The sequence below is a fragment of the Streptomyces sp. NPDC091287 genome (assembly GCF_044768525.1).
Classification (GTDB): Bacteria; Actinomycetota; Actinomycetes; order Streptomycetales; family Streptomycetaceae; genus Streptomyces.
In genome coordinates, this window is the sequence record NZ_JBIVUV010000024.1 from 20,541 (window position 1) to 44,088 (window position 23,548).

23 protein-coding genes and 1 pseudogene are annotated in these 23,548 nt (G+C 72.0%); 14 read left to right on the plus strand and 10 right to left on the minus strand.

Annotation, left to right across the window (positions count from 1 at the left end; all coding sequences use genetic code 11):
* Window positions 1-42 precede the first annotated feature (42 nt).
* The gene (locus ACIQRW_RS32960; protein WP_403767482.1) at window positions 43-1,023 is read right to left on the minus strand and encodes an ABC transporter ATP-binding protein; all 981 of its coding nucleotides are present in this window, start codon (window positions 1,021-1,023) and stop codon (window positions 43-45) included.
* Window positions 1,016-2,437: a condensation domain-containing protein gene (locus ACIQRW_RS32965; RefSeq protein WP_403767485.1), complete on the minus strand. Its 1,422-nt coding sequence runs from the start codon at window positions 2,435-2,437 to the stop codon at window positions 1,016-1,018. The genes ACIQRW_RS32960 and ACIQRW_RS32965 overlap by 8 nt, the downstream gene beginning before the upstream one ends.
* A gap of 369 nt (window positions 2,438-2,806) precedes the next feature.
* On the opposite strand from ACIQRW_RS32965, the gene ACIQRW_RS32970 reads away from it, so the two are divergent.
* The 7 genes from ACIQRW_RS32970 (at window position 2,807) to ACIQRW_RS33000 (ending at window position 9,406) form a co-directional block, all read left to right on the plus strand.
* Window positions 2,807-4,153, plus strand: coding sequence for a nitroreductase family protein (locus tag ACIQRW_RS32970; protein ID WP_403767487.1), 1,347 nt, complete (start codon window positions 2,807-2,809; stop codon window positions 4,151-4,153).
* On the plus strand, window positions 4,150-5,568 hold the full coding sequence (locus ACIQRW_RS32975; protein ID WP_403767490.1) for a class I adenylate-forming enzyme family protein: 1,419 nt from the start codon (window positions 4,150-4,152) through the stop codon (window positions 5,566-5,568). Before ACIQRW_RS32970 ends, ACIQRW_RS32975 begins: the two co-directional genes overlap by 4 nt.
* Window positions 5,569-5,681: 113 nt before the next feature.
* On the plus strand, window positions 5,682-5,951 hold the full coding sequence (locus ACIQRW_RS32980; protein ID WP_403767493.1) for a hypothetical protein: 270 nt from the start codon (window positions 5,682-5,684) through the stop codon (window positions 5,949-5,951).
* Between the two features lie 43 nt (window positions 5,952-5,994).
* Complete coding sequence (locus ACIQRW_RS32985; protein ID WP_403767495.1) at window positions 5,995-6,687, plus strand: hypothetical protein; 693 nt, start codon at window positions 5,995-5,997, stop codon at window positions 6,685-6,687.
* A gap of 13 nt (window positions 6,688-6,700) precedes the next feature.
* On the plus strand, window positions 6,701-7,420 hold the full coding sequence (locus ACIQRW_RS32990; RefSeq protein ID WP_403767497.1) for a class II aldolase/adducin family protein: 720 nt from the start codon (window positions 6,701-6,703) through the stop codon (window positions 7,418-7,420).
* Window positions 7,405-8,175 carry a 4'-phosphopantetheinyl transferase family protein gene (locus ACIQRW_RS32995; RefSeq protein ID WP_403767500.1) on the plus strand — a complete coding sequence of 257 codons (771 nt, stop codon included), beginning with the start codon at window positions 7,405-7,407 and terminating at the stop codon, window positions 8,173-8,175. The genes ACIQRW_RS32990 and ACIQRW_RS32995 overlap by 16 nt, the downstream gene beginning before the upstream one ends.
* A gap of 64 nt (window positions 8,176-8,239) precedes the next feature.
* Window positions 8,240-9,406 carry an acyl-CoA dehydrogenase family protein gene (locus ACIQRW_RS33000; RefSeq protein ID WP_403767503.1) on the plus strand — a complete coding sequence of 389 codons (1,167 nt, stop codon included), beginning with the start codon at window positions 8,240-8,242 and terminating at the stop codon, window positions 9,404-9,406.
* Here the strand turns inward: ACIQRW_RS33000 and ACIQRW_RS33005 are convergent.
* A pseudogene (locus ACIQRW_RS33005) lies at window positions 9,354-9,965 on the minus strand (hypothetical protein); the annotation flags it as partial. The gene ACIQRW_RS33000 and the pseudogene ACIQRW_RS33005 sit on opposite strands and share 53 nt — an antisense overlap.
* Before the next feature lie 279 nt (window positions 9,966-10,244).
* Between ACIQRW_RS33005 and ACIQRW_RS33010 the strand changes: the two are divergent.
* A complete protein-coding gene (locus tag ACIQRW_RS33010; RefSeq protein WP_403767506.1) occupies window positions 10,245-10,910 on the plus strand; it encodes a lysophospholipid acyltransferase family protein in 666 nt (221 codons plus the stop codon).
* Window positions 10,911-10,935: 25 nt separating this feature from the next.
* On the opposite strand, the gene ACIQRW_RS33015 is transcribed toward ACIQRW_RS33010, so the two are convergent.
* Window positions 10,936-11,520: a DinB family protein gene (locus ACIQRW_RS33015; protein WP_403767509.1), complete on the minus strand. Its 585-nt coding sequence runs from the start codon at window positions 11,518-11,520 to the stop codon at window positions 10,936-10,938.
* Between the two features lie 257 nt (window positions 11,521-11,777).
* Here ACIQRW_RS33015 and ACIQRW_RS33020 point away from each other — a divergent pair, with 257 nt between their 5' ends.
* Window positions 11,778-12,575, plus strand: coding sequence for a VOC family protein (locus tag ACIQRW_RS33020; RefSeq protein WP_403767511.1), 798 nt, complete (start codon window positions 11,778-11,780; stop codon window positions 12,573-12,575).
* Window positions 12,576-12,600: 25 nt separating this feature from the next.
* Here ACIQRW_RS33020 and ACIQRW_RS33025 read toward each other — a convergent pair whose 3' ends face one another.
* The 4 genes from ACIQRW_RS33025 to ACIQRW_RS33040 all read right to left on the minus strand — a co-directional run bounded on the left by ACIQRW_RS33025 (window position 12,601) and on the right by ACIQRW_RS33040 (window position 16,566).
* Complete coding sequence (locus ACIQRW_RS33025; protein ID WP_403767513.1) at window positions 12,601-13,449, minus strand: endo alpha-1,4 polygalactosaminidase; 849 nt, start codon at window positions 13,447-13,449, stop codon at window positions 12,601-12,603.
* Window positions 13,450-13,503: 54 nt separating this feature from the next.
* Window positions 13,504-14,826 (minus strand): sensor histidine kinase, encoded by a 1,323-nt coding sequence (locus tag ACIQRW_RS33030; protein WP_403767516.1) that lies wholly within the window; start codon window positions 14,824-14,826, stop codon window positions 13,504-13,506.
* The gene (locus ACIQRW_RS33035) at window positions 14,826-15,500 is read right to left on the minus strand and encodes a response regulator transcription factor (RefSeq protein ID WP_265603570.1); all 675 of its coding nucleotides are present in this window, start codon (window positions 15,498-15,500) and stop codon (window positions 14,826-14,828) included. Before ACIQRW_RS33035 ends, ACIQRW_RS33030 begins: the two co-directional genes overlap by 1 nt.
* A 145-nt stretch (window positions 15,501-15,645) precedes the next feature.
* The gene (locus ACIQRW_RS33040) at window positions 15,646-16,566 is read right to left on the minus strand and encodes a LysR family transcriptional regulator ArgP (protein WP_403767520.1); all 921 of its coding nucleotides are present in this window, start codon (window positions 16,564-16,566) and stop codon (window positions 15,646-15,648) included.
* Between the two features lie 66 nt (window positions 16,567-16,632).
* Here ACIQRW_RS33040 and ACIQRW_RS33045 point away from each other — a divergent pair, with 66 nt between their 5' ends.
* The 3 genes from ACIQRW_RS33045 to ACIQRW_RS33055 all read left to right on the plus strand — a co-directional run bounded on the left by ACIQRW_RS33045 (window position 16,633) and on the right by ACIQRW_RS33055 (window position 19,460).
* Window positions 16,633-17,244, plus strand: coding sequence for a LysE/ArgO family amino acid transporter (locus ACIQRW_RS33045; protein WP_403767523.1), 612 nt, complete (start codon window positions 16,633-16,635; stop codon window positions 17,242-17,244).
* A gap of 410 nt (window positions 17,245-17,654) precedes the next feature.
* The gene (locus ACIQRW_RS33050) at window positions 17,655-18,599 is read left to right on the plus strand and encodes a ScbA/BarX family gamma-butyrolactone biosynthesis protein (protein ID WP_403767526.1); all 945 of its coding nucleotides are present in this window, start codon (window positions 17,655-17,657) and stop codon (window positions 18,597-18,599) included.
* A gap of 12 nt (window positions 18,600-18,611) precedes the next feature.
* Complete coding sequence (locus tag ACIQRW_RS33055; protein ID WP_403767528.1) at window positions 18,612-19,460, plus strand: NAD(P)H-binding protein; 849 nt, start codon at window positions 18,612-18,614, stop codon at window positions 19,458-19,460.
* A 229-nt stretch (window positions 19,461-19,689) separates the two neighbouring features.
* On the opposite strand, the gene ACIQRW_RS33060 is transcribed toward ACIQRW_RS33055, so the two are convergent.
* Window positions 19,690-20,619 (minus strand): helix-turn-helix domain-containing protein, encoded by a 930-nt coding sequence (locus ACIQRW_RS33060; RefSeq protein WP_403767531.1) that lies wholly within the window; start codon window positions 20,617-20,619, stop codon window positions 19,690-19,692.
* Between the two features lie 162 nt (window positions 20,620-20,781).
* On the opposite strand from ACIQRW_RS33060, the gene ACIQRW_RS33065 reads away from it, so the two are divergent.
* Window positions 20,782-21,822 (plus strand): NAD(P)-dependent alcohol dehydrogenase, encoded by a 1,041-nt coding sequence (locus ACIQRW_RS33065; RefSeq protein ID WP_403767534.1) that lies wholly within the window; start codon window positions 20,782-20,784, stop codon window positions 21,820-21,822.
* A 76-nt stretch (window positions 21,823-21,898) separates the two neighbouring features.
* On the opposite strand, the gene ACIQRW_RS33070 is transcribed toward ACIQRW_RS33065, so the two are convergent.
* Window positions 21,899-22,261 (minus strand): ArsR/SmtB family transcription factor, encoded by a 363-nt coding sequence (locus tag ACIQRW_RS33070; RefSeq protein ID WP_403767537.1) that lies wholly within the window; start codon window positions 22,259-22,261, stop codon window positions 21,899-21,901.
* 137 nt (window positions 22,262-22,398) lie between these two features.
* Between ACIQRW_RS33070 and ACIQRW_RS33075 the strand changes: the two genes are divergently transcribed.
* Window positions 22,399-23,514 carry an NADH:flavin oxidoreductase/NADH oxidase gene (locus tag ACIQRW_RS33075; RefSeq protein WP_403767540.1) on the plus strand — a complete coding sequence of 372 codons (1,116 nt, stop codon included), beginning with the start codon at window positions 22,399-22,401 and terminating at the stop codon, window positions 23,512-23,514.
* Window positions 23,515-23,548 lie beyond the last annotated feature (34 nt).

Consider the following 23,548-nt stretch of genomic DNA (forward strand, 5'->3'; position numbering starts at 1 on the left):
CCGTTGCGACGCCTGGATGGTGGGCGGGGGCGGCGCGACGCCTCAGTCGATCAGGCTGCGACCCGTCAGGGTGAGGAAGACGTCCTCCAGGCTTGCCCGGCGTGTCAGGGCGGTCAGCGGGACGATGCCGCGCGCATGGGCGGCCGCCAAGGTGGCCTCCCCCTCGTCGGTGTACAGCAGGATGCGGTCCGGTAGCTCCTCGATCCGCTCCACCAGGCCCCGGGCCTTGTCCGTCATCGCCTCGCGCTCACCCGGGCCGAAGCGCAGTTCGAGCACCTCGCGGGTGCAGTACCGCTCGATCAGGTGGCCGGGTGAGCCCTCGGTGACGATCAGCCCGCCGTCCATCACCACCAGCCGGTCGCACAGCTGCTCGGCCTCGTCCATGTAATGGGTGGTGAGGATGAGCGTGATGCCGTCCTCCTTGAGCCGGAACAGCCGTTCCCAGAGCAGGTGGCGGGCCTGCGGGTCGAGACCGGTGGTCGGCTCGTCCAGCAGGACGATCTCGGGCTCGTTGATGAGGGCCCTGGCTATCGTCAGCCGCCGCCGCATGCCGCCGGACAGCGCCTCGACCCGCTCGTCCGCCTTGTCGGTCAGCCGCGCGAAGTCGAGGAGTTCCGCGGCGCGCCGGCGGATCTCGGGCTTCGGCAGCCCGAAGTAGCGCCCGTAGATCAACAGGTTCTCCCTGACCGTCAGTTCGACGTCCACGGTGTCGTCCTGCGGGACCACGCCGATCCGGGCGCGGATTCGGGCGCCCTCGGTCCGCGTGTCGAGCCCGAGCACCTCCAGGCTCCCGCCGGTCGCGGGCGAGGTACAAGCGATCATGCGCATGGTCGAGGACTTGCCGGCGCCGTTGGCGCCCAGGATGCCGAAGGCCTCCCCGGGGCGGACCTCGAAGTCGATGCCCGCGACAGCGGTGAGCCCCGCGCCGCGCGTGCCCTCGTAGCGCTTCTCCAGCGCCCGCGCACGGATCATGGGGGTCTGGCCGGGCACCGCGCTCCGCGATGGTGCCGTGGTCTCAGTCATGGCAGGTTCCTCGTGGCTGGCGTCGGATCCGGTCGACGAGTTCGCCCACCGGGGTGTCGGGGCTCTGGGCCGCCCGCACCATCACGTGCTCCAGCTCCCGCAGGAAATCGCCGGCTGAGGCAGGCAGGAAGCGGGGGTCGGTACAGAGGGTGAGGGTGCAGGAGTCGCGCAGCCCGTCGAGGAAGAGGAAGAACTTGGCGCCGGACTGCCGTTCCTCGCTGTCCGGACGGGTCAGACGGGTACGGGCCATGGCCTCCTCCAACTGGGCGGGCAGCTTCAGCGGGTCGATCGCGGGGGCCGGGATGTTGCGCTCCTCGGCGCTGAACCGGATGTCGTTGAAGAAGCAGTAGCCGCCGGGCGCGATACCGCGCCTGCGGGCGATCTCCTCCAGCTGCTCCTCCAGCTTGACCGGGCAGGCCTCCGCGTGCCGGTACGCGTTGAGCGCCGTACGGGCCGTGCGGGTGAGGAGCTGCTCGGCGGACTCGTCCGCGAGTCGCAGGCGCACGATGGCGTTCTGGTTGAAAGCCCCGACGAGCTCCTCGTCCTCGGGTTTGAAGCGGGTCGCCACGATGACTCGCAGGGCCGCCCCGGGCTCACCGAGGTAGGAGGCCAGCAGCAGCGCGGTCGAGCCGAGCAGCGCCGTGGCCGTGTTGCCGCCACTGCGTCCGGCCAGTGCGTGGGCGGCCAGCGCCAAGGCGGGGGAGTCGATATGAGCCCAGTCCCGGTCGAGCTGGTCCGGCGTCGAGGTGGTCGCCAGCATGCTCGCGGGGACCGCGTCCGCCTGGCGGGCCCAGTAGTCCAGCGTGCGCTTCTCGCGCCTGGCGCCGGCCTCCGAAGCCTCGAACCGGGCCCGCTCCACGGGTTGTCGAGAGCGCTCGCGCAGGCCGGCCGCACGGTCCGGTCCGGCGGTGAGCACGGTGCGCAGTTCGTCCATGACGATCTGGAAGCTCCAGCCGTCGACCGCCAGGTGGCTCGCGGCGATCGCGACGGCCGCCGGTACGCCCGCGCGCAGCCCGATCGCCGCGCGGACCGGCAGTCCGGCGGCGTTGTCGAAGGCACCGGCCCTGATCCGTTCGCCGAGTGGGGCGACGGCCTCGGACAGGTCGCCCGGCCCTAGTTCGGCGATCAGGAACGGGATCTCGCCGGAGGCCGCGACGTGCTGCGTCAGGCAGTCGTCATCTTCGGTGTAGGTCGTGCGCAGCGACTCGTGCCGCTCGACGAGCAGGCGGACCATGTCGCACACCTGCTCCACGGTGGCGGAGCCGACCGGCGCCCAGCCGAGCTGGTTGAGGGAGTCGTCGTCGGGCGGCAGCCAGCGAATCACCTCCCAGATCGCGCGCTGGCCCCAAGTCATCGGCCCGGTACGGGAGGAACCCTCGTGGAACCGCACACGGGCGGTCGTCGGGTCTGTCACCTGTCCTCTTCCTGCTCGGTTGTTCACCGGAGTGGTCGTGCGTGGGCGGGCTAAAGAATGACGTGGAGTATGGCAAGTTCTCAACAGTTTTAGCTAATTTTTTTGACACAAGAGGGCGGATTGAGGGGTCACGTGAGCCGGGTGTTCGTTCTCGCGCTCCCGTTTAGGCGATTTGAACCGAAATTGCGAGAAAGATCTGACTTAGCCGGGAGGGGGTGGTTGAAGGACGTCGGCAAGACTCGTGAAAACAGGCATCTTGATTTTGCTCATTTCTGTAAATCATTTGCGCTCGCTTCCCCCCGGCGCTAACTTCTGGTCCGTACTCCACGCCGCAGGCTGCATCCCCAAGGAACCGAGGAGCAGATCACGATGGACGTCCGTGGAAAACCGCTCTGGAAACGGATGGCGGTCGACTCCGGAGGGACCGGACGACCGCCCGCGCTCAGCCCGGCCGCAGGACTGCGCACCGCCCTGGCCGTACTCGACCTGGGCATGGTCGGCACCGACAGCTCACGCCGGGCCGTGCCCTCCGCCGGCGCCACCCACCCCTACGAGTGCTACGTCCTGACCAGGGACGACGCCAGCGAGACCGGTCTCTACCAGGCCGATCCGGGCCGACGGACCTGTCAACTCGTCAGCCGCGGCCCCCAGGTCGCCGAGGCGCTCTGCCAGGCGGCACTCGCCCTCCCCGACGGCGGCGCGGTCATCGTGCTGGCCACCAGGCCCTGGCTGTCGATGCGGAAGTACGGAGATCGGGGCTACCTCTACACCCAGCTGGACACCGCGCACCTGCACATGAACCTCGTGCTGGCCGCCGACAGCCTCGGCGGGCGGGTCGTGCTGCGCCGGCGCCCGCCGGGTCTCGAACCCCTGGTCAGGGAGCACGGCGAGTGCGCGGAGGTCCACTCCGCGCTGGCCGTCACCGCGCTGTCGGCCGGCCACAGCCCCGATCCCGGACCGCCCGGCTGGGTGGTCCGCGACGCCCGGCGGCACTCGCCGCGCCAGCAGCCGCACTGGCTGGAGCGGATCTGCTGGGAGTCGCTCGTCACCCATCCCGAGGGGGCCGCGGCCGGTCACCCCGGAGCCTTCCTCCACCTGCCGATGACGGTCCGGAGCACCGGCAGGGCTCCCCTGGTGCCACAGACGGCGTTCAGCCGCCGCCGCTCAGCCACCGCCTTCGCGCCCGGCACCGTCGAAACGCGGGACGTGCACGGCACCGTCGACCGCGCGATATCCGTCCTCGACGCCGTGCTGCCCGGCGAAGCGCCGCCGTACGCCACGCTGGTCATGCGCCAGGACGACGACGGGGGAGACGATCCGGCCTGGCCGGCCGGCCTGACGATCCGCTGGAGACCCGGCCTGCCCGACGACTCGGTCACCGAGGCCTTCATGGCTCAGCCCCATCTGGCCGGGACATCGGCCGTGCTGCTCCTGCACGCACCCACGGCCTCGCTCATCGACGAGGCCGGCGGCTCAGGGCTGTGGACGGTCCTCTTCCGCGCCGGAGCGCTGGCTCAAGCCGTCTACCTGGAGGCGGCCCAGCGCGGCCTTTCGGTCACCGGCGTCGGCGGCTTCGACAGCGAGCGGTGGAAGCGGCTGGCCGGCCTGCCGGCCGATCACGACGTCGTGTACGCGGTGGCGATGGGCGTCGACACACCTGACGTCCCCAAGCTCGACCGCCTCGCGGTCGCCTACGCACAGAATGAGCGCTCATGATTCTCGCCGCCGAGTTCGAGCGGTGCGCCGACCGGTACGCGGACCGTGCGGCGCTCTTCGGCCCCGACGCTTCGGTCGACTACCGCGCGCTGCACCGGGGGAGTCTGCGGGCCGCCGAGTGGCTCGGCGGCACCCGGGCCGTGGACGACCGCCTCCGGATCGGCCTGGCCGCGCGGAACAGCACCGCTTGGGTGACCGCCTACCTGGGCATCCTGCACGCCGGGGCGGTCCCGTTCCTGATCGACGCATCGGCAGGCGACAGCGAACTGGACCGAATCCGCGACGACTGCTCACTCGACCTCCTCCTGCACGACCGCGACACGGCGGGCGACGCGGTCACCGCGCTGCCCGGTCTGACCGCCACGCACCACCGCAGCGGCGGGCGCCGCCACCCGCTGCACCCCGACACCGAAGTGTGCCGCTTCACCTCCGGTACCACTGGCAAGCCCAACTGCCTGGAGTTCTCGGGCCGGGCGGTCCGGGCGGCGGCGGAGAACTGGGCGGTGGGCACCGCCATGACAGCCGACGACCGCATCCTCTGCTGCGCGGGCCTGTCCAACGGACTCGCCTTCAACACCTCCCTCCTGTCCGCCTTCCTGGTCGGCGCTCAACTGCACCTGTCCCACGGGCTGCCGACGAGCGGCCGGATCCGCCGACTTGTCGCCGGCACCCGAGCCACCCGGCTGGTCGCTTTCCCCGCCCTCTACGACTCCTTCGTCCGCACCGGCGGCGACCGCGCGGACTTTGCCTCCGTACGCGTCGCCATCTCCTCCGGGGCTCCGCTGCGCGCCGACACCAAGGAGCGGTTCACCGAACTGACCGGGGTCCCGATGGGCAACTACTACGGTGTCGCCGAGGCCGGACCGCTGACGTACTCCACCGCCTCCGCGGCGGAGAGCCTGGGGCGCCCGCTGCCGGGCGTGCACATCGAGACCCGGGGACCCGACGCCCGGGACGGAGCCGTACACGTGCGCAGCGCCTCGATGGCCACCCGTTACCTCAACGTCCCCGGGCTGCTGGAGAGCCGGATCGGCGGCGGCCATTACGGCACGGGTGACCGCGGGCGCCTGGTGGACGGTGAGCTGGTGCTGACCGGGCGCTCCAACCGGATGATCAACGTGGGCGGCCGCAAGGTCGACCCGGTCGAAGTCGGCGACGCCGTCAGCGCCGTGCCCGGCGTTGAGCAGGCTGTGGTCCTGGAAGTGCCCGACCAGCACGGCGAGCCCGCAGTGGCCGCCGTGCTCGTGCTGCGCGAAGGACTCGGCGTCGGCGAGGTGCGCCTGCGGGTCCGCGACAGCCTGGCCGCCCACAAGGTCCCCACGTTGATCCGGGTGGTCGACTCCATCCCCGCCACGGTGATCGGCAAGCCGGTGCTCCACGAACTCCGGAGCCTGTTCGACGCCGGTCCCTCCTGACCCCGCCGCACCCGCCCCGACCTCGCTACCCCCCGCGCGCGCCCCGGGCACTTCTGTCCGGGCGCCCGCGGCCGACGGCGAAGCCCGTCGGCCTCCATCCTGAGGAGTCAGTCATGCCTGCCGGCCCGCAGCTCATACGTGACGGCGTGATCCGCCTGATCATCTCGTCGCACGAGGGCGACATCAGCATCTTGGACATCGAGGCGCACGGAGGCGTACTGGAAGCCGTCAACTACACCTCGCTCTCCTACATCCGGCTGCTCGACGCCATCGAGAACGAGTTCGGCGTCTACCTGGACGCCGACGAGGGGGCCGAGGCGCTCGGCACCGTGGACGGTATCGTCGCCGCAGTCCTGGCCGAGATGGGCTCCGATGTTGCCTAGCGCGACGGCAGCCACCCCCGTACCCGATGGTCCACCGCTCACTGTGGGCATCGTCGGCGCGGGACGGCTGGGCGGCGCACTGCTCCAGGCCTGCGCGGACGACCGCGTCCCGGTGAGCCTGCGGGCCCGGGGGAGCACCGGCTGGACCGTCGCCTCCGTGCCCGACGTCCTCATCGACGCCAGCACCCCCGGCGCCTTCCCCGAGGTCGCCGCGTACTGCCTGCGACACACCGTCCCGTTGCTCGAGTGCGTCTCCCACCTGCGCGAAGAACACGCGGGTCTGCTCGCCGATGTCGCAGCCGTCGTGCCCGTTCTCGAGGCCGTCAACCTCTCGTTCGGCAGCTACCTGCAACGCAGGCTGGCCGGCCTGGTCGCAGCCGCCCACCACCCCGCCGTCCCCGCGGTGGACGTACTGGACCGTCACCCCGCGCGCAAGGCCGCGCGGGTGAGCGCGACAGCCGAACGGCTCGCCACCGCCTGGACGGACGCGGGCGGGCACCCGGAGGCGGAGCTGGGACTGCGGCGCGGAGGCCCCGAGGTCAGTGAGCACGCGATCACCTGGACCTGGGGTGCCGATGAAGCCCTCACCGTCCACCACCAGGTGACCTCCCTGCGGGCCGTGGCCCGCACCGCCCTGGCCCTGGCCCACCATCTGCCGCGCCGCCCACCCGGCGCGGTGTCCGTGGACGAGGTCTTCCCCACCCTGTCGGCCGGCCCCCGGCCGACCACTTCATGAGAGAGGTCCTTCGATGACACGTCGGCTGGCCAACCAGCTCGCTCTGGGTGGGCGGATGCTCTCCCTGGACGGACACGACGACTTCAACCAGGGCCAGATATCCGCCAGGATGCCCGGCTCGGACACCTTCCTGATCAAGAACGCGCTCTGCGGGTTCGACGAGGTGTCGCCCGAGGAGACCGTGACCGCTGCGGTGGACCACAGGCAGCGGGCCCCGCGCATGGCGCCGCCCGAACTCCCTCTCCACCAAGCGATCTACCGGGCCAGACCGGACGTCAACGGCATCGTGCACAGTCACGCCCCGCATACCCTGCTGTTCGGCGCCTTCGACCTCCACCTGCGCCCCCTCTCCCACGAGGGCGCCTACTTCGTGGACGCGACCGGCGTCTTCACCACCACGAGCAACACCGTGCTGGACATCGCCACCGGAGACCAGATCGCGAAGGAACTCGGAGACACCGGCCGCGCCGTCTTCCTGCGCAACCACGGTGGCGTGATCGTCGGAAAGAGCGTGCGGCACGCGGCCGTCTTCGCCCAGGTCCTGGAACGCGCCTGCCGCCTCCAGCTCGCCGCGCTCTCCACCGGACGGGACTTCCACTACTCGAGTGCCCAGGACGTCCGGCTCAAAGAGGACTTCATCTATGCCGACCTCTCCGTGCGCTCCTACTGGGACTACGCGGTGCGTCGAGCCGTACGGCGCTGGCCCGAGGCCGAGCAGTGGCTGCCGGCCTGATCCCCGCAGGCTTCACCGGCCGACCGGTCCTGGTGCACATCGCCCGTGGTGAGGCCAGGACGGTGACGCTGCTCGGACGGGTGGACGAGACGGCGCCCCCGGCCGCCGCCGAGGACCTTGAGGCCGCGTCCACCCTGACCGGTCCGCGGCGCCGGGAATTCCTCGGAGGCCGCGCCCTGCTGCGCCGGGCCGTCGCCGAGCTGAGCGGCGCCCCGGCCGAGGCGGTGCGGATCGGCACCCGGGACGGCAGCCGACCGGTCTGCTTGAGCACCCGCGAGGTGGACGTGAGCATCTCGCACAGCGCGGGCCGGATCGCGGCGACGGCGGCCCGCGGCTGCGAGGTGGGCGTCGACATCCAGATCCCCGTACCGGTGAGCGCCCGACTGCTGCGCCGCTACAACGTGGCCGGAACCGAACCCGCCACCCGCGCCGGGCCCCGGCCGGGCGGCCGCACGCCCACCGCGGCCCCCGCCGAACGCGGCGACAGCCCTTCCCAAGTCGACGACTCCCATTATGAGTTCGCCGATGCCTGGACGGTGCGCGAGGCCTGCGCCAAGTCGCTCGGCCTGCGGGTCGGCGCGGACCTCTGGCGGATCCGTGTCCCGCCAGGGGCACACCACGGCCACTGGGCCGCCGCGCACTGGTACCGGCTGCCGCCCTTCCAGGACTGCCCCGTGGCACTCGCGATGCGCCCCCGGGGCCGCTCCCGCAGGAGATCGACGTCTCCGTCCCGTCCCGCCGGGAGCCCGCCGTGACGCCCCTTCTCCAGCGCCGAACAACCGCCCGCAGCACTCACCGGCCACAACTGAGGACGCCGCTATGCCCACCACCACCGCGTCAACCCATCGTTCCCAGCCCACCGGGCCCGCCTGGACAGAGGAGGCGCTCGACCTGTTGAACCTCGTCCGGCAGCTGGCCGCCGCCGAACTCGCGCCCCGGGTGGACGAACACGAGTCCCGCGCCACCTTCCCGCGTGAGCTGCTGCGCACGCTCGGCCGGGCCGGACTGCTCGGGCTGCCCTACCCGCAGCAGTACGGCGGGGGCGGTCAGCCCTACGAGGTGTACCTCACCGTCCTGGAGACACTGGCCCAGCACTGGCTGGGGGTCGCCCAGTCGGTCAACATCCACGTGCTCTCCTGTTACGGCCTGGCCGCCTTCGGCACCGAGGAGCAGCGGGCCGCCTGGCTCCCGGACATGCTCGGGGGCGAACTCCTCGGCGCGAACTGCATATCCGAGGCGGAGGCCGGCTCCGACATCTCGGCCCTACGGACCACCGCGACCCCCAACGAGAACGGCTACGCCGTGAACGGCGTCAAGTCCTGGGTCAGCCACGCGGGCGCCGCCGACTACTACAACGTGTTCTGCCGCACGGGACGCGACGGGGTGCGCGGCCTGTCGTTGCTGCTGGCGCCCGCGGACACTCCGGGAATCCATCCGGGGACCCAGGAACGCAAGATGGGCGTTCGCTCCTCGCCGACCGCCCAAGTCGTTTTCGACGAGGCGGAGATCGCCGAGGACCGACGGATCGGCAGGCCGGGCAAGGGTTTCCTGATCGCGATGGGGCTCTTCGACCGAGGGCGCCTCGGCATCGCCGCCTGCGCCGTGGGGCTGGCCCAGGCGGCCCTCGACTATGCCGTCGCCTACGCGAAGACCAGAAAGCAGTTTGGGAAACCGATCATCTCCTTCCAGGGAATCGGCTTCATGCTCGCCGACATGGCCACCCAGGTCGCCGCCGCCCGCTCGCTGCTGCTGGACGCCGCTCGCCGGCTCGACGCCGGGCAGCCCTCATCGGCCGCCGCCGCGCAGGCCAAGCTCTTCGCCACGGACACGGCGATGAGGGTGACCACGGACGCCGTCCAGGTCCTGGGCGGCTACGGATACGTGGCCGACCACCCTGCGGAGCGCTGGATGCGCGAGGCCAAGCTGCTCCAGCTCATCGAGGGCACCAACCAGATCCAGCGTCTGGTGATCTCGACCTCACTGTGACCCCGGGGGCCGCACCTCGGGCCACCCGCCCCGTACTCCGCGCCACCGGGTGCGGCGTCGCGTACTCCAGGGGCGCCGACGGGTCGACCGACACGTCCAGCGGTGCGGGCCCGGCCCCGGCCCGCACCAACAGATCGCCGACCGCCGCGATCATCGCCCCGTTGTCCGTGCACAGCTTCAGCGGCGGCACCCGCGGTGTCATCCCGGCCGCCCGGCACCGCCGCTCCGCCAGCTCCCGCAGCCGGGAGTCGGCCGCCACCCGCCGACCATCCCCAGCGTCCCCACCCCGTGATCCCGGCACGCCGCCACGGCCTTGGGGGCCAGCACGTCGGCGACGGCCCCCTGGAGTGACGCGGCCCCGTCCGGCGGCGGCAGCTCCCGGCCCGCGATCCGATGCTGGTCGGCCCACCGGGCGGCCGCCGTCTTGAGACCGGAGAAGGAGAAGGCGTAGGGGGCGTCTTTCGCGCCCGTCATCGGGGGCGGGAACGCCACCGCACGCCGATCGTCCTCCCGCGCCGCCCGGATAGGGGAGACCGAAGACCCAGGCGACCTTGTCGAAGCCCACGTGAGCCTCGTTGCCGTAGACCCACGTGAGCCTCCTTGCCGTAGATGAGTAGTTGCGAATGCCTCCGACCAAGCAGTCCACGGTGCGCGGACGGTTCACAGCCCGGGGGAGTCCCGGTCCGGGCGATCGACCCAGGGGGCCTGAGTACCCGCACTCAGGCCCCGCCCCCGGGCCGCCACGACGATGAGGGCGTGCCGGGCGAAGCCGAGGAAGGCGGGACCCGACCGCACGGCCGTCAAAAAACGGCCCCGCCCGCCGAACCCCGGGAGAACCGTGCTCAGCCGCATCGCCGCCACCGTCGTCCCCTCGCTCGGACGCCTCACGGTCACGTCCGACCACGCCACGGCCCCGGCCGCCGGCAGCATCATCGTCGCCAACCACACCTCCCTGGCCGACCCGGGCATCGTCCTCGCCGCACTACTGCGCCTCGGCGTCGAACCCGTCGTCATGGCCACCGCGGGACTGTGGCGCATACCGGTCCTCGGCCGTCTCCTGGAGCGCGGGGGCCACGTGCCCGTGCACCGGAACACCGACCGGGCCGCGGCCGCCCTCGACGCGGCGGCCGTCGCGCTCAGGGACGGCCGTCAGCTGCTCATCTACGGCGAAGGACGGCTGCCCTGCCGCACGGATGCGGCGGAGGCTCCGCCCGAGAGCTTCCGCAGCGGCCTCGCCCGCCTCGCGCACGCGTCCGGCGCGCCCGTCGTGCCGCTTGGCCAGGCGGGAGCCCGCCGGGTCACCTCGGGTCCCCGCGTCAAGCAGATCTCCGGGCTCCTCACCGCCCCGGCCCGCCGCCCCCGGCTCCACGTCCACGTCGGCGCCCCGCTGCGTCTCCCGCCGGATGTCGAGGCGGCGACCGCCACGGCCCGCGAAGCCGTCACCGCGGCCTGGCGCACCGCCGCGCACCACCTCGGCGAACCCGCGGCGCTCACCGGACGCTGAACGCCCCGCACGACAGGGGGGCGGGCTACCCCGCGTCCCGGGCCGCCTGCTCCACGCGCTGCCGGTAGCTCTCCCACCACGCGCGGTCGCCCGGCGGCATGTTGTCGGTGCCGGACCGCAGCCCCACCGTCCCGTCGACGAGCTCCCGGACGATGTCGGCGTGGCCGGCGTGCCGCTGGAGGTCGGCGATCACATGGATCAGGATCTGGTGCAGCGTCACGCGGCTCCGCTCGCCGGGCCACCACCGGACGTTCCCGATGGCGTCGAGCGGCAGCTCGGCGATCGTGGCGTCCGCGTGCTCCGCCACCCGGCGGTAGAGGGCGAGGATGTCCTCGCGCGACTCGTCGGGGGTCGCCCACATGTCCTGGTTCGCCTCGGCGTCGTCCCCGTAGGCGGGCGGTATCTCGCCGAACGGCCGACGGAACGTCTCGCCGAAGTAGCCCAGCTCCACCCCGGCGGCGTGCTTGACCAGCCCGATGAGATTGGTGCCGGTCGGCGTCAGAGGGCGCCGGACGTCGTACTCGGAGAGCCCATCGAGCTTCCAGAGCAGGGCGTCGCGAGCGGACTGGAGATAGTGCTGGAGGTCAGCCTTCGGCCGCGAGTCGGTCATGTGGGCAGTCTGTCACCGGGCACTGACACGCGATCCCCGCCCGGGAGCGGACGGGGTGTGCGCACCGCACCGTTCCGGAACGCGGCCCGGGTGGCGGCGGCGACCCCGGCGGCGTAGGTATGGAGGCGTGCCGCTCCGGAGGACGCCCGACGCCACGGAGCGCACCGGCCTGCGACGGCCGGTGACCAGCAGGCCCACCCGCCGGACCGGTGTCCGCGTCCGGCGGCTCACCACCGGGGACGAGGAGACGGATCCCGATGACCGCGGCAGAGCAGAGCACCCCGGTGCACGGGGTTCCGTGCTGGGTCAGTCTCATGACCCGGGACCTGCGGGCCACCCAGGACTTCTACGGGACCGTCCTCGGGTGGACCTTCCGCTCCGGCACCCTCGGCGAGGGCTTCACCGTCGCCCACCTCGACGCCCTGCCGGTCGCGGGGATCGCCCGGATCGCCCCCGGTCTGCCCACCGCCGTCTCCTGGACCCCGTACTTCGCCGTCGATGACGTGGACGCCACAGCGGCCCGGGTCCGGGAACGGGGCGGCACCATCGCCGTCGGGCCGATCCGGCTGGGCCCCGGGCGGGGGGGCGTCGCCGCCGACCGGGAAGGGGCCGGATTCGGCTTCTGGGAAGGCCGGACCCCGCCCTGGTCGTTCGGCCGTGACAACCCGCCCGCCTCCCTCGAACTGCGGACGAGCCACGCCTTCGACTGCGCGATCTTCTATGCCGAGGTGTTCGGCTGGGCCTCCGAGCAACCCGGCGGCTGCGAGGTCGGCTACGCGTACCAACAGGACGCGGTCGTCGTACGGCAGGGCGGCCGCACCGTGGCCACCCTGCGCGGAGGCGGCGACGCCTCGTCTCCCGACCCCCGGCTGCGCCCGCGCTGGCACGTCCGTTTCCCGGTCGCGGACCTGGAAGCGGCCATCGAGGCGGCCCGCGCGGCGGGCGGTACGGCGGGACCGCCGGTGGACTCGCCCGCCGACGGAACCGAAGCGGTGATCAGGGACCCCGACGGCGGCATCTTCACCGTCTGCGCCCACCCGCCGGACGCCCCCTGAGCCCACTCACCCCCGAAAGCGCCCTTCAGCAGGTGCGGAACACGTACCCCGGCTGTCCGGCCGGCCGGACGTCGAGATCCCGGCGCACCACCGAGACCTTCGCCCCCACGGACGAACACGCCTTCGCGAGGTCTTCGTCGGTGTACTCGACGACGAACACCCTGTCGCCGTAAGCGGTGGCGTAGTCGTCGCACTCGTCGTACCGGCCGCACTCCTCGGCGACGGCGAAGTCGAACCCGATCGTCCCCCGCTGTTCCAGCAGATCGGTGGTGTTCTTCTGGCCGATCGCCAGCCCGGCGGCGTGCGCCCGGTCGGCCAGGAGCTTCGCGAACGCCGCGTTGTGCGCCCGGGTCAGCAGGCCTTTCGATCGCTCGTAGGAGTCCAGGTTGTCCGGCTCCACCGCCTGGAAACCGGACTTCGCGCAGCCGTCGACCCAGCCCCCGACGATGTCCGCCAGCCGGGTGCGCTTGTCCGCGGTCGAGGTGTCGAGCAGCGCCTCGCCCCACTCCTCGTCATTGACCAGGTCGCCGTCGCCGTCGCGCAGCAGTAGATCGGGGTTGTCCTTCTCCCACCGGTCCAGCGCGTCGGGCTGGGTCTGGAAGGCGTTGACGTAACAGACGTTGTACAGGCCATCGGCCGGCTCGTCGCCACGGTCGCGGGAGACCGCCCCGACCCCGGCGGGCGGGGTGTACGCGCCGCCGATCTGGTAGTCGAAGGACACATTGGCCTCGGGCGGCACGACCTCGGGCGCCGGCCCCGAGGCGAAGGCGTGGGACAGGAGCAGTCCGGCTCCCGTCGCGACCGCGACACCGCCGGCCAGACCGGCGAGCGTGCTTCCGCGGCGGAGGAACGGACGGACGGCGTGCTGGGACATACCTGACTCCCGTGCGTGGGCTTCGGAACCTGCCCCCACATCATGGACGGCCGATCATGAGCGAATCGTGAGCGCCCGGCCGACGCCGCGCCGCGACCGGGCGGGCGCGAGACGCAGGACGAACTCCGCGCCGCCGCCGGGGCGCGCCCGGACGGTCAGTGACCCCCGGTGGGCCTCCGCGATACGCCGTACCAGCGAGAGGCCGATCCCCGTTCCCCCGCCCGGCGAGCTGAACCGCTCCATCAGCTCCGGCAGCCGGGCCGGAGCCACTCCCGGGCCCCGGTCGGCGACCCACACCTCCGGTCCGCACACGGTCACCAGCAGATCGGCCCCGTCCGGCGCGCCGGGGGCCCGGCCGTGTCGCACGGCGTTGTCCAGGAGGTTGCGCACAGCGACCCGCACCAGCGCGGCATCCGCCTCGACCACCGACTCCTCCAGCCGCGACTCCAGCCCGTGCCGGCCCTCCGGCAACTCCGCGCACACCTCCTCGACGAGTTGGTCCAGGCGCAGCGGCTCCGCCCGCACGACGTCCACGGCCGCCTCCAGCCGCCCCCGGGTCAGCAGGTTCTCCACAACATCGGCCATCCGGTCCGCCGCCCGCCGGATCCGGGGCAGCTGCGCCTCCAGTCCGCCCGGAGCCCCGGCGGCGACCTCCACCGATCCGCGCATCACCGCGACCGGGGTCCGCAACTCGTGCGCCGCGTCGGCCAGCAGCCGTTCCTGCTGCTCCAGCGCCTCCCAGGCCGGCCGCATGCTCCGCCCGGAGAGGACATGCCCGGTCAGCGCGGCCAGCGCCGTCAGCGCACCGGCCCCGATGACGAGGGAGAGGACCAGACTGCGGTGCTCGGCCGCCCCGCGCTCCGGATCGCCGACCGCGACAGCCGCGCCCGCCACCTCGTCGGTGGCGTCGTGGTAGAAGGGCACGGCCAGCAGACGGACGGGCTCTCCCGTGCGGTCGTGCGCCTCGGCCCGTACCACCCCGTCCTCGTCCATCGCCGAACGGGTCACCGCCCGGATCGTCCCGCCCTCCACGGCGAACTGCGCCGTACGCCCTTGGAACACGGTGACCGGTTCACCGCCGGGGCGACCCTCCACCACCAGGACCTGCGGGGTTCCCGAGGTCGCCTCGTCGTCCGCGAGCCCGTCCAGCCGGATCCGGTCGTCCTCGTAGTAGACGAGCGAGGCCGCGACGGACGCCCGGCGGCGCATCTCGTCGTACTCGGCGTCCAGCCGCGCCCGGTCGTCGGTACGGATCACCAGCCAGGACAGGCAGGCCAGCCCGACGACGGTGATCAGGGTGTACGCGGCGGTCAGCCGCAGCCGCAGCCGGTGCAGCCGCCTCCGGGCCGGCGAGCGGCGCCGTACGGGCCGCGCCATCAGGACGGCCCCGGCTCCGCCGACAACAGGAACCCCTGTCCCCGCACGGTGTGCACCAGGCCGGGCGAGCCGAGCTTGCGCCGCAGCCCCGCGACGACGGCGTCGACCACGTTGGAGACCGGGTCGGCCATCTCGTCCCAGCAGTGCTCCAGCAGCCCGGTACGGGTGACGACGGTGTCCCGGTGGACGAGGAGCTGCTGGAGCACGGCGTACTCCTTCGGGCTCAGTGACAGCAGCACACCACCGCGCCGCACCTCGTGCCGTGCCACGTCCATGACCACGTCCGCACAGCTCAGGAAAGAGGGGAGCCGGGCCGACGCCCGCCGGCTCAGGCCCCGGACGCGCAGGACGAGTTCGCGCATCGAGAACGGCTTGGCCAGATAGTCGTCCGCCCCGCTCTCCAGCCCCCGCAGCCGCTCGTGCAGCGAGTCCAGGGCGGTGAGGCACAGCACGGGCACCGACCAGCCGGCCCGGCGCCTGCCCTCCAGCGGCGCGAGGGTGTCGCCGGAGGGCACCATCCGGTCCAGCACCACACAGTCGTACGCGGTCGTGTGCAGCAGCACGTCCGCCTCCGGCCAGTCCGACGCGCAGTCCACGGCGAAGCCGCCGTCCCGCAGGCCGGCCGCGATCACGTCCCGCAGGTCGTCGTCGTCCTCCACCAGCAGCACACGCATGGGGAGGATGCCTCCGAGTCTTTTCCGGGGGAGAGACCCGCCATCCTAAGGCGTCCCGCGCAACCGCACCGCCGTGCCCAGCGCTTGGGTGGCCACCACCCAGGAGTGTGGCGAGCGGGTCTCGGTGCCGGGACGGGAGCGCCGGTCAGTCCGGCCAGTCGCCGTCGAGCGCCTCGGCGGCCTCCGCCGCCACCGCCTCGGCGACGGCCGCCAGGGCAGGTGATTCCAGCTTCCACTGCTGCCAGTACAGCGGGACGTCCACGGTGTGGTCCGGGGTGAGCCGCACCAGCCGGCCGTCGCTCAGCAACGGCTCCGACTGGACCTCGGGCACCATGCCCCAGCCCATGCCCGACGCCACGGCGTTCGCGAACCCCTCCGAGGTGGGTACCAGGTGGCGCCGGGTGCTCGGCCGGGGGCCGGGGCCGAGCCGGCGCACGAAGGCGTCCTGAAGATCGTCGCGCCGGTCGAAGCCGATCACCGGGGCGTCGCCGATCAGCTCGCGCAACGCGGTGCCCTCCCGCCGCCCCAGCCACCGGTCGGCGAAACCGGGACTGGCCACCGGCAGGTAGCGCATGCGGCCCAGCCGACGGACCGAGCAGCCCGTCACCGCCTCCGGCGACGAGGTCACCGCGGCCATCGCCAGCCCCTCCCGCAGCAGGGCGGCCGTATGGTCCTGGTCCTCCCGGCGCAGCTCGTAACAGAGTCCCAGCTCCTCCGGCACGCGCCGCAGGGCGGGCAGGAACCAGGTCGCCAGCGAATCGGAGTTCACCGCGATCGGCAGGAGCGTCGGCTCGCCCGGCCCGGACATCCCGAGCGCCGCCTGCGCGTCGTGCTCCAGCCTGGCCAGCTGGCGGGCGAAGCGCACCACCACCTCACCGGACTCGGTGGGCCGCACCGGCTTCGTGCGCATCAGCAGTACCCGGCCCGTGCGCTGCTCCAGCGCCTTCACCCGCTGGCTGACCGCCGACGGCGTCAGGCGCAGGGCGTTCGCCGCCGAGTCGAAGGTGCCTTCGTCGACCACGGCCAGCAGGGTCCGCACCTGATCGAGAGGAAGCTCGGACATCATGACCACTAATGATACGTAAGAATCTTTAGCTGGACACCAGGATTGCTCGCTCCGTAGCGTCGCCGCATGACGAACGCCCTGACCACCGCAGCCGCCGGTTTCGGCACCGGCCTCTCGCTCATCGTCGCCATCGGAGCCCAGAACGCCCTGGTGCTGCGCCAGGGCGTCCGCCGCGACGGCGTGCTCGCGGTGGTCGGGATCTGCGCCCTGTCCGACGCGGTGCTCATCGCGCTGGGGGTCGCCGGCGTCGGCGCTCTCGTCGTGGCCTGGCCGTCGGCGCTGACGGTGGTGGGGCTGCTCGGCGGCGTGTTCCTGATCGGCTACGGTCTGCTCGCCGCGCGCCGGGTTTTGCGGCCGTCGGCCCTGCACGCGGGGGACGCTCCCGCTGCCTCGCGCCGGGGTGTGGTGCTGACCTGCCTGGCGATGACCTGGCTCAACCCGCACGTGTACCTCGACACCGTGTTCCTGCTCGGGTCCGTCGCCGCCGACCGAGGGCCGTTGCGCTGGACCTTCGGTCTCGGCGCGATCCTCGCCAGCGTGTGCTGGTTCGCCGCGCTCGGGTTCGGCGCCCGGCTGCTGAGCGGAGTCCTCGCGCGGCCCTCCGCGTGGCGGGTGCTGGACGGTCTGGTCGCCGTCACGATGATCGGCCTCGGCGCGAAGCTGGCGCTGGGCGCCTGAGCGCCTCCCGTGCCCAAGGGCCTCCCTGGACGCTCCACGGGTCCGGGGTCGAGTGCGCTCGCCCGGCGTACCATGCCATGATCGCCATCTTTCGACAGGATCGGTGCCATGGGAAGCGTGCGACGGGCCGTCGTTCTCGCCCTGGACGGGGTGCGTCCGTTCGAGCTCGGCATCCCGGGCCGAGTGCGGACAGGCGCGCGGAAAAGGGGAGCGGATATCGCCCTTTTGTGCAGTGGGCGCCTTTGGAATTCCGGTAATCGTCACGCCCCGGCAGATGCGTTTCCCGGAGGCCCGCGGCGGTGTGCGACCTCGTCCGGACATGAAGAAAAAAACCGATTATTCTGTATCTTGTCCTATCAGTACGCGCATCGCAGGAACGGCTCGCCACTACATGACCCCTGGGGGGAGTTATGCCCGAAGCAGCAGTCTTGATCGATCCGGTGCCGACTATGGACGCGGAGGCCGAGGTGGTGCATCCCGTGGGGATCGACATGGTGCACCGGACCAGGCCGGAGGACGCCTTTCCGCGGAACTGGGTACGCCTGGGGCGCGACCGGTTCGCGGTGGAAGCGGTTCTTCCGCACGACCATCCCTTCTTCGCTCCGGTGGGTGACGACCGGCACGATCCCCTGCTGGTCGCGGAGGCGATGCGACAGGCGGCCATGCTCGCCTTCCATGCCGGGTACGGGATCCCGCTCGGCTACCACTTCCTCCTGACGGAACTGGACTACGTCTGTCATCCCGAGCACCTTGCCGTGGGGGGCGAGCCCACCGAAATCGGCCTGGAGGTGTTCTGCTCCGACCTGAAGTGGCGGGGCGGGCTCCCGGCGCAGGGGCGCGTCGGCTGGGCGGTGCACCGGGGCGATCGGCTCGCCGCCACGGGGGTGGCGGCGACCAGGTTCAGCACGCCCAAGGCGTACCGGCGGATGCGCGGCGACGTCCCGATCGAGGGAGTATCCATACCGGAGACCGCGCCGGTCCCGGCCGTCCTGGCGGGCCGTGCCCGCGTCGAGGACGTGGTGCTCTCCGAGACGGGGCAGGACGGAGTCTGGGAGCTGCGCGTGGACACCCGGCACCCCACCCTCTTCCAGCGCCCCAATGACCATGTCCCGGGCATGTTGCTGCTGGAGGCGGCCCGCCAGGCGGCGTGCCTGGTGGCAGGGCCCGCCGGAATCGTTCCGGTGGAGGCGAGCACCCGGTTCCACCGGTACTCCGAGTTCGGCAGCCCGTGCCGGATAGGGGCGGTGGTCCTGCCGGGGAAGGACGAGGATACGGTGACGGTCCAGGTGACAGGTCATCAGGACGGCGAGACGGTCTTCTCCACGGTCCTGTCCGGCCCCCGGGCCGACGGCTGAGAGGTTCCTCGAGTGATTCTCGTGACGGGTGCGACCGGAGCGGTGGGCCGTGAGGTCGCCGGACAGCTGGCGGAGGCCGGTCCCGTGCGGATTCTCGCGCGCCGCCCCGAGCGGCTCACGGTGCGGGGAGCAGGGGTCGAGGTCGTCGAGGGGGAGTACGGGGACCGCGCCGCTCTCGACCGGGCACTGCGGGGCGTCGCCTCGGTGTTCCTGGTGACGAACAGCCCGACGGAGCCCGACGACGAGCGGGTCGCCGCGGCGGCGGCCGCGGCGGGCGTACGCCACCTGGTCAAGCTGTCCATGATGGCGGTGGAGGAGCCGGGCGCCGACGACTTCATCACCCGGCGTCAGCGGGAGAACGAACAGGCGGTCAGGGACTCGGGGGTCCCGTGGACGTTCGTGCGCCCCAGGACGTTCATGTCCAACACCCTTTCCTGGGCCCCCGGCATTCGGTCGGCGGGAGTGGTGCGCGCCCTGTACGGCGACGCTCCCGTAGCGTGCGTCGACCCGCGCGACGTCGCCGCGGTGGCCGTCGCCGTTCTCACCGGCACGGGGCACGAGAACAGGGCGTACGCCCTGTCCGGCCCGGAGGCGATCACCGCGCGGGAACAGACCGCCCAGCTCTCCCGGGTGCTGGGGCGGCCTTTGCGCTTCGAGGAACTGGGGGTGGACGCCGCGCGTACGGCTCTGCTGGCGAAGTATCCGCCGCCCGTCGCGGAGGCCTTCCTGGAGAGCGCGGAGCGGCAGCGGGCGGGAGCGAAGGCGTCCGTGGTGCCCACGATCCAGGAACTGACGGGTCGTCCGGCGAGGCCGTTCCGCAGCTGGTCGGCCGAGCATACGGGGGCTTTCGCGCCGGAATAGGGCCGCTTCGCGGGTGACTGGAGAGCCTTTGTTCCTTGCGGACGGGAAAAAGCGCGACGGCGCGTGCATTCCCTTTACCGGTCCGCTTTCACGGATCGCGGTGGAGGCGGACCGGAAAAGGCCCGGGAGTCACCGCCGTATTTATCCGTACTCCGAAAAGAAAACCGGTGAGTTGGATTAGGCGACTCCCGATCTCCGGGTACGCGGGTCCGGCTCCGCGCGCTCGTCCTCATCGCTCGCCGACGCGGCCCCGCCTCGCGTCGCCGATGACGTCGACCCGGCCCGCGTCCGCTCCCCAGCTCGCCAGCAGGCGCAGGGCCTGGGCCGACTCCGAGCCCGGCTCCGCGTGGTAGGTCACCAGATGCTGCTCCTCGTCGTCCGGGAGGTTCAGCGTCTCGTACGACAGGGTCAGCTCCCCGACGAGCGGATGCCGCAGCAACTTGATGCCGTGGCCCTTCTCCTTGACGTTGTGCGTGGCCCACAACCGCCGGAACTCGTCGCTCTTGACCGAGAGTTCGCCCACCAGCGCCGAAAGCTCCGGATCGTCGGGATGGCAGCCCGCGTACAGCCGCAGATAGCTGACCATGTCCGAGGCCTTGGAGTCCCAGTTCACGAACAGGTCCCGGTAGGCGGGGGAGAGGAACACCAGCCGCGCCCAGTTACGCTCAGCCGACGGCAGCGCACCCCAGTCACCGAACACCGCCGCCGCCATCGGATTCCAGGCGAGGACGTCGGACCGCGCCCCGGTCACGTACGCGGGGATGCCGTCCATGCTGTCGAGCAGGTACAGCACGCCCTTCCGTACCCGCTGCACCCGGGCCGGGCGGCGCTTCTTCCTGTGCTGGGCGGGCTTGGCCAGGTGGGTCAGATGTGCGCTCTCGGCGTCCGTGAGACGCAGCGCACGCGCGATCGCGTCCAGCACCTCGGCCGACACATTGCGCCCGTTGCCCTGCTCCAGGCGCGTGTAGTACGCCACCGACACCCCGGCCAGCTGCGCCAGCTCCTCCCGGCGCAGACCGGGCACCCGGCGGTGCCGGCCGAACTCCGGAAGGCCCACGTCCCCCGGCTGGAGCTTGGCCCTCCGGGTGCGCAGGAACTCGCTGAGCTCGGCGCGCCCGTCCAGCGGCTCGGGGGCGGCGGCCTCTGGTTGATCGTCCATGGCTTCCATTATTCCTGTGATTCCTGGTCGTACGAGCCGGAGCCTGTCCCCGTCAGTAGTAGGACCGCTGGACGTAGGCAGAGCGGTGACCTGGGTAAACATCCGTCACGGCGTGATGCTGGGAGACGTTCCTATCGCATCACCCAGAGGAGAACCTCCGGCATGACCACCGTTGCCGCCTATGCCGCTCCCCGTGCCAAGGCCCCGCTGGAGCGCACCACGATCGAACGCCGCCCGGTGGGAGAGTTCGACGTCCTGATCGACATCAAGTTCGCCGGGATCTGCCACTCCGACATCCATCAGGCCCGCGACGGCTGGGGAGAGGGCATCTTCCCGATGGTGCCCGGCCACGAGATCGCCGGGATCGTCGCCGAGACCGGCCCCGGGGTCACCCGGTTCAAGGTCGGCGACCGCGTCGGCGTCGGCTGCATGGTCGACTCCTGCGGAGCGTGCGACGCGTGCCTGATGGGCCGCGAGCAGCACTGCGCCGAGGGGAACACCCAGACGTACAACGCCCTCGACCGCAGCGGCGAGCCCACGTACGGCGGCTACTCGACGCACATCGTCGTGGCCGAGAAGTTCGCCCTCTCCATCCCCGAGGGCATCGCCCTGGACGAGGCCGCGCCGCTCCTGTGCGCGGGCATCACCACCTACTCCCCGCTCAAGCGCTGGGGCGCGGGCCCCGGCAAGAAGGTCGCCGTCGTCGGTCTCGGCGGTCTCGGCCACATGGCCGTCAAGATCGCGCACGCGCTCGGCGCCGAGGTCACCGTCCTCTCCCAGTCGCTGCGGAAGAAGGACGACGGGCTCAAGCTGGGCGCCGACCACTACTACGCGACCAGCGATCCGCGGACCTTCGAGGAACTGGCCGGCACGTTCGACGTCATCCTCTCCACGGTCTCGGCCCCGCTGGACTTCGGCGCCTACCTGGCTCTGCTGCGGACCGACGGCACCCTGGTCAACGTGGGCGCCCCCGAGGAGCCGATCTCGCTGAACCTGTTCTCCCTGATCCTGGGCAACAAGTCGATCGCGGGTTCGGCGATCGGCGGGATCAAGGAGACCCAGGAGATGCTGGACTTCTGCGCCGTGCACGGGCTCGGCGCCGAGATCGAGGTGATCGGCGCGGGGCAGGTCAACGAGGCGTACGAGCGGGTTCTCGCCAGTGACGTCCGCTACCGCTTCGTGATCGACACGGCGACGATCTGAGGCGTCGGCCGCGCGGCCGCCCCCACCACGCGAACGTCCGCCCCGAGCGCCTGAGGTGCTCGGGGCGGACCCGTACTCATGCCGGGTCCGGTGCTCCCGCCGACCGGCGCGCTCCTTCCAGGACGGCCGGCAGCAGCCCCGGGAAGAGCGCCTCCAGGTCGTCCTCGCGCAGCCGGCTCAGGCGGGAGGTCCCCTCGTAGTGCTGGCGGATGACGCCCGCCTCGCGCAGCACCTTGAAGTGGTGTGTGCTGGTGGACTTGCTCACCGGGAGGTCGAACGCGATACAGGCCATGTCGATGTGCCCGTCCGCCAGCTCACGCGCGATGCGCAGCCTGATGGGGTCGGCCAGGGCGTGCAGGATCGCCTCCAGGCGGATCTCTTCCCTGAGCGGATGGGCGAGCTGCCGCCCTGACGTGGCTCCGCGTGCTGCGGTGGACATGGGTTGCCAGCCTCCTCGAAGTCTCCATCAAAGTACGAGGAATATCGTAGTTTGACAATTGACGTACTACGATGCCTATCGTACTTACCTTGGTGTCGCTGCCCGGCGGCGACACCCCAACCTGAGGAGACCTACCGGTGAGTGCCTTGTTCACGCCCCTGACCCTGAGGTCCCTGGAGATCCCCAACCGTGTGTGGATGTCTCCGATGTGCATGTACTCCGCGGCCCCCGACGGGCCGGAGGCGGGCGTTCCGACGGACTTCCACCTCACCCATCTCGCGGGCCGGGCCGCCGGAGGCGCCGGCCTCGTGATGACGGAGGCCACCGGTGTGCGCCCGGACGGCCGGATCAGCCCCTGGGACCTGGGCCTGTGGAACGACCGCCAGCAGGAGGCCTTCGCCCGGATCGCCGCCGCGATCACCTCACACGGATCGGTGCCCGCGATCCAACTCGCCCACGCCGGGCGCAAGGCCTCGACCGACCGGCCCTGGCTCGCCGACCGCTACGTGCCCGAGGAAGAGGGCGGCTGGACGGCCGTCGCCCCCAGCGCCGTCGCGTTCGAGGGCCTGCCCGTGCCGCACGAGCTGACCGAGGACGAGATCCAGCAGCTGGTGCGTGACTTCGCCGCGGCCGCCGAGCGGGCCATCGCCGCCGGCTTCCGGGTCGTCGACATCCACGGTGCACATGGCTACCTGATCAACTCCTTCCTGTCCCCGGCCACCAACCGTCGCACCGACGCCTACGGCGGAAGCTGGGAGAACCGGCTGCGCTTCCCGCTCCAGGTGGTCGACGCCGTCCGCGCGGTATGGCCGGACGACCTGCCGGTCCTCTTCCGCACCTCGGCCACCGACTGGCTGACCGAGAACCCCGAGGACCCGCGCGAGGGCTGGACCGGCGACGACACCGCCCGCCTCGCCCGGGAACTGGCCGCACACGGCGTCGATCTGCTCGACGTCTCCACCGGCGGCATCGTCCGCGACGCCGCGATCTCCGCACACCCCGGCTACCAGGTCCCCTTCGCCGACCAGGTCCGGCGGACGGCCGGCATCGCCACCTCCGCCGTGGGCCTGATCCTCGACGCCGACCAGGCCGAGGAGATCGTCGCGACGGGTCGGGCGGACGCGGTCATGATCGGCCGCGAGATGCTGCGCGATCCGCACTGGGCCCACCACGCCGCCGACGCCCTGGCGGCCGCACCCCGCTGGCCCGACCAGTACGGCTACGCCCTGGCGCGCCGCCCCGCCAAGGTCTGACCGCCCCCGGGCCACCCGGCCGGACCGGGTGGCC

What these genes read in the sequence shown, in the direction of transcription:
- ACIQRW_RS32960 (WP_403767482.1), bottom strand. Translation starts at nt 1,023, where the DNA reads ATGACTGAGACCACGGCACCATCGCGGAGCGCGGTGCCCGGCCAGACC.
- ACIQRW_RS32970 (WP_403767487.1), top strand. Translation starts at nt 2,807, where the DNA reads ATGGACGTCCGTGGAAAACCGCTCTGGAAACGGATGGCGGTCGACTCC.
- ACIQRW_RS32975 (WP_403767490.1), top strand. Translation starts at nt 4,150, where the DNA reads ATGATTCTCGCCGCCGAGTTCGAGCGGTGCGCCGACCGGTACGCGGAC.
- ACIQRW_RS32980 (WP_403767493.1), top strand. Translation starts at nt 5,682, where the DNA reads ATGCCTGCCGGCCCGCAGCTCATACGTGACGGCGTGATCCGCCTGATC.
- ACIQRW_RS32990 (WP_403767497.1), top strand. Translation starts at nt 6,701, where the DNA reads ATGACACGTCGGCTGGCCAACCAGCTCGCTCTGGGTGGGCGGATGCTC.
- ACIQRW_RS33000 (WP_403767503.1), top strand. Translation starts at nt 8,240, where the DNA reads ATGCCCACCACCACCGCGTCAACCCATCGTTCCCAGCCCACCGGGCCC.
- ACIQRW_RS33015 (WP_403767509.1), bottom strand. Translation starts at nt 11,520, where the DNA reads ATGACCGACTCGCGGCCGAAGGCTGACCTCCAGCACTATCTCCAGTCC.
- ACIQRW_RS33020 (WP_403767511.1), top strand. Translation starts at nt 11,778, where the DNA reads ATGACCGCGGCAGAGCAGAGCACCCCGGTGCACGGGGTTCCGTGCTGG.
- ACIQRW_RS33025 (WP_403767513.1), bottom strand. Translation starts at nt 13,449, where the DNA reads ATGTCCCAGCACGCCGTCCGTCCGTTCCTCCGCCGCGGAAGCACGCTC.
- ACIQRW_RS33030 (WP_403767516.1), bottom strand. Translation starts at nt 14,826, where the DNA reads ATGGCGCGGCCCGTACGGCGCCGCTCGCCGGCCCGGAGGCGGCTGCAC.
- ACIQRW_RS33035 (WP_265603570.1), bottom strand. Translation starts at nt 15,500, where the DNA reads ATGCGTGTGCTGCTGGTGGAGGACGACGACGACCTGCGGGACGTGATC.
- ACIQRW_RS33040 (WP_403767520.1), bottom strand. Translation starts at nt 16,566, where the DNA reads ATGATGTCCGAGCTTCCTCTCGATCAGGTGCGGACCCTGCTGGCCGTG.
- ACIQRW_RS33045 (WP_403767523.1), top strand. Translation starts at nt 16,633, where the DNA reads ATGACGAACGCCCTGACCACCGCAGCCGCCGGTTTCGGCACCGGCCTC.
- ACIQRW_RS33050 (WP_403767526.1), top strand. Translation starts at nt 17,655, where the DNA reads ATGCCCGAAGCAGCAGTCTTGATCGATCCGGTGCCGACTATGGACGCG.
- ACIQRW_RS33060 (WP_403767531.1), bottom strand. Translation starts at nt 20,619, where the DNA reads ATGGACGATCAACCAGAGGCCGCCGCCCCCGAGCCGCTGGACGGGCGC.
- ACIQRW_RS33065 (WP_403767534.1), top strand. Translation starts at nt 20,782, where the DNA reads ATGACCACCGTTGCCGCCTATGCCGCTCCCCGTGCCAAGGCCCCGCTG.
- ACIQRW_RS33070 (WP_403767537.1), bottom strand. Translation starts at nt 22,261, where the DNA reads ATGTCCACCGCAGCACGCGGAGCCACGTCAGGGCGGCAGCTCGCCCAT.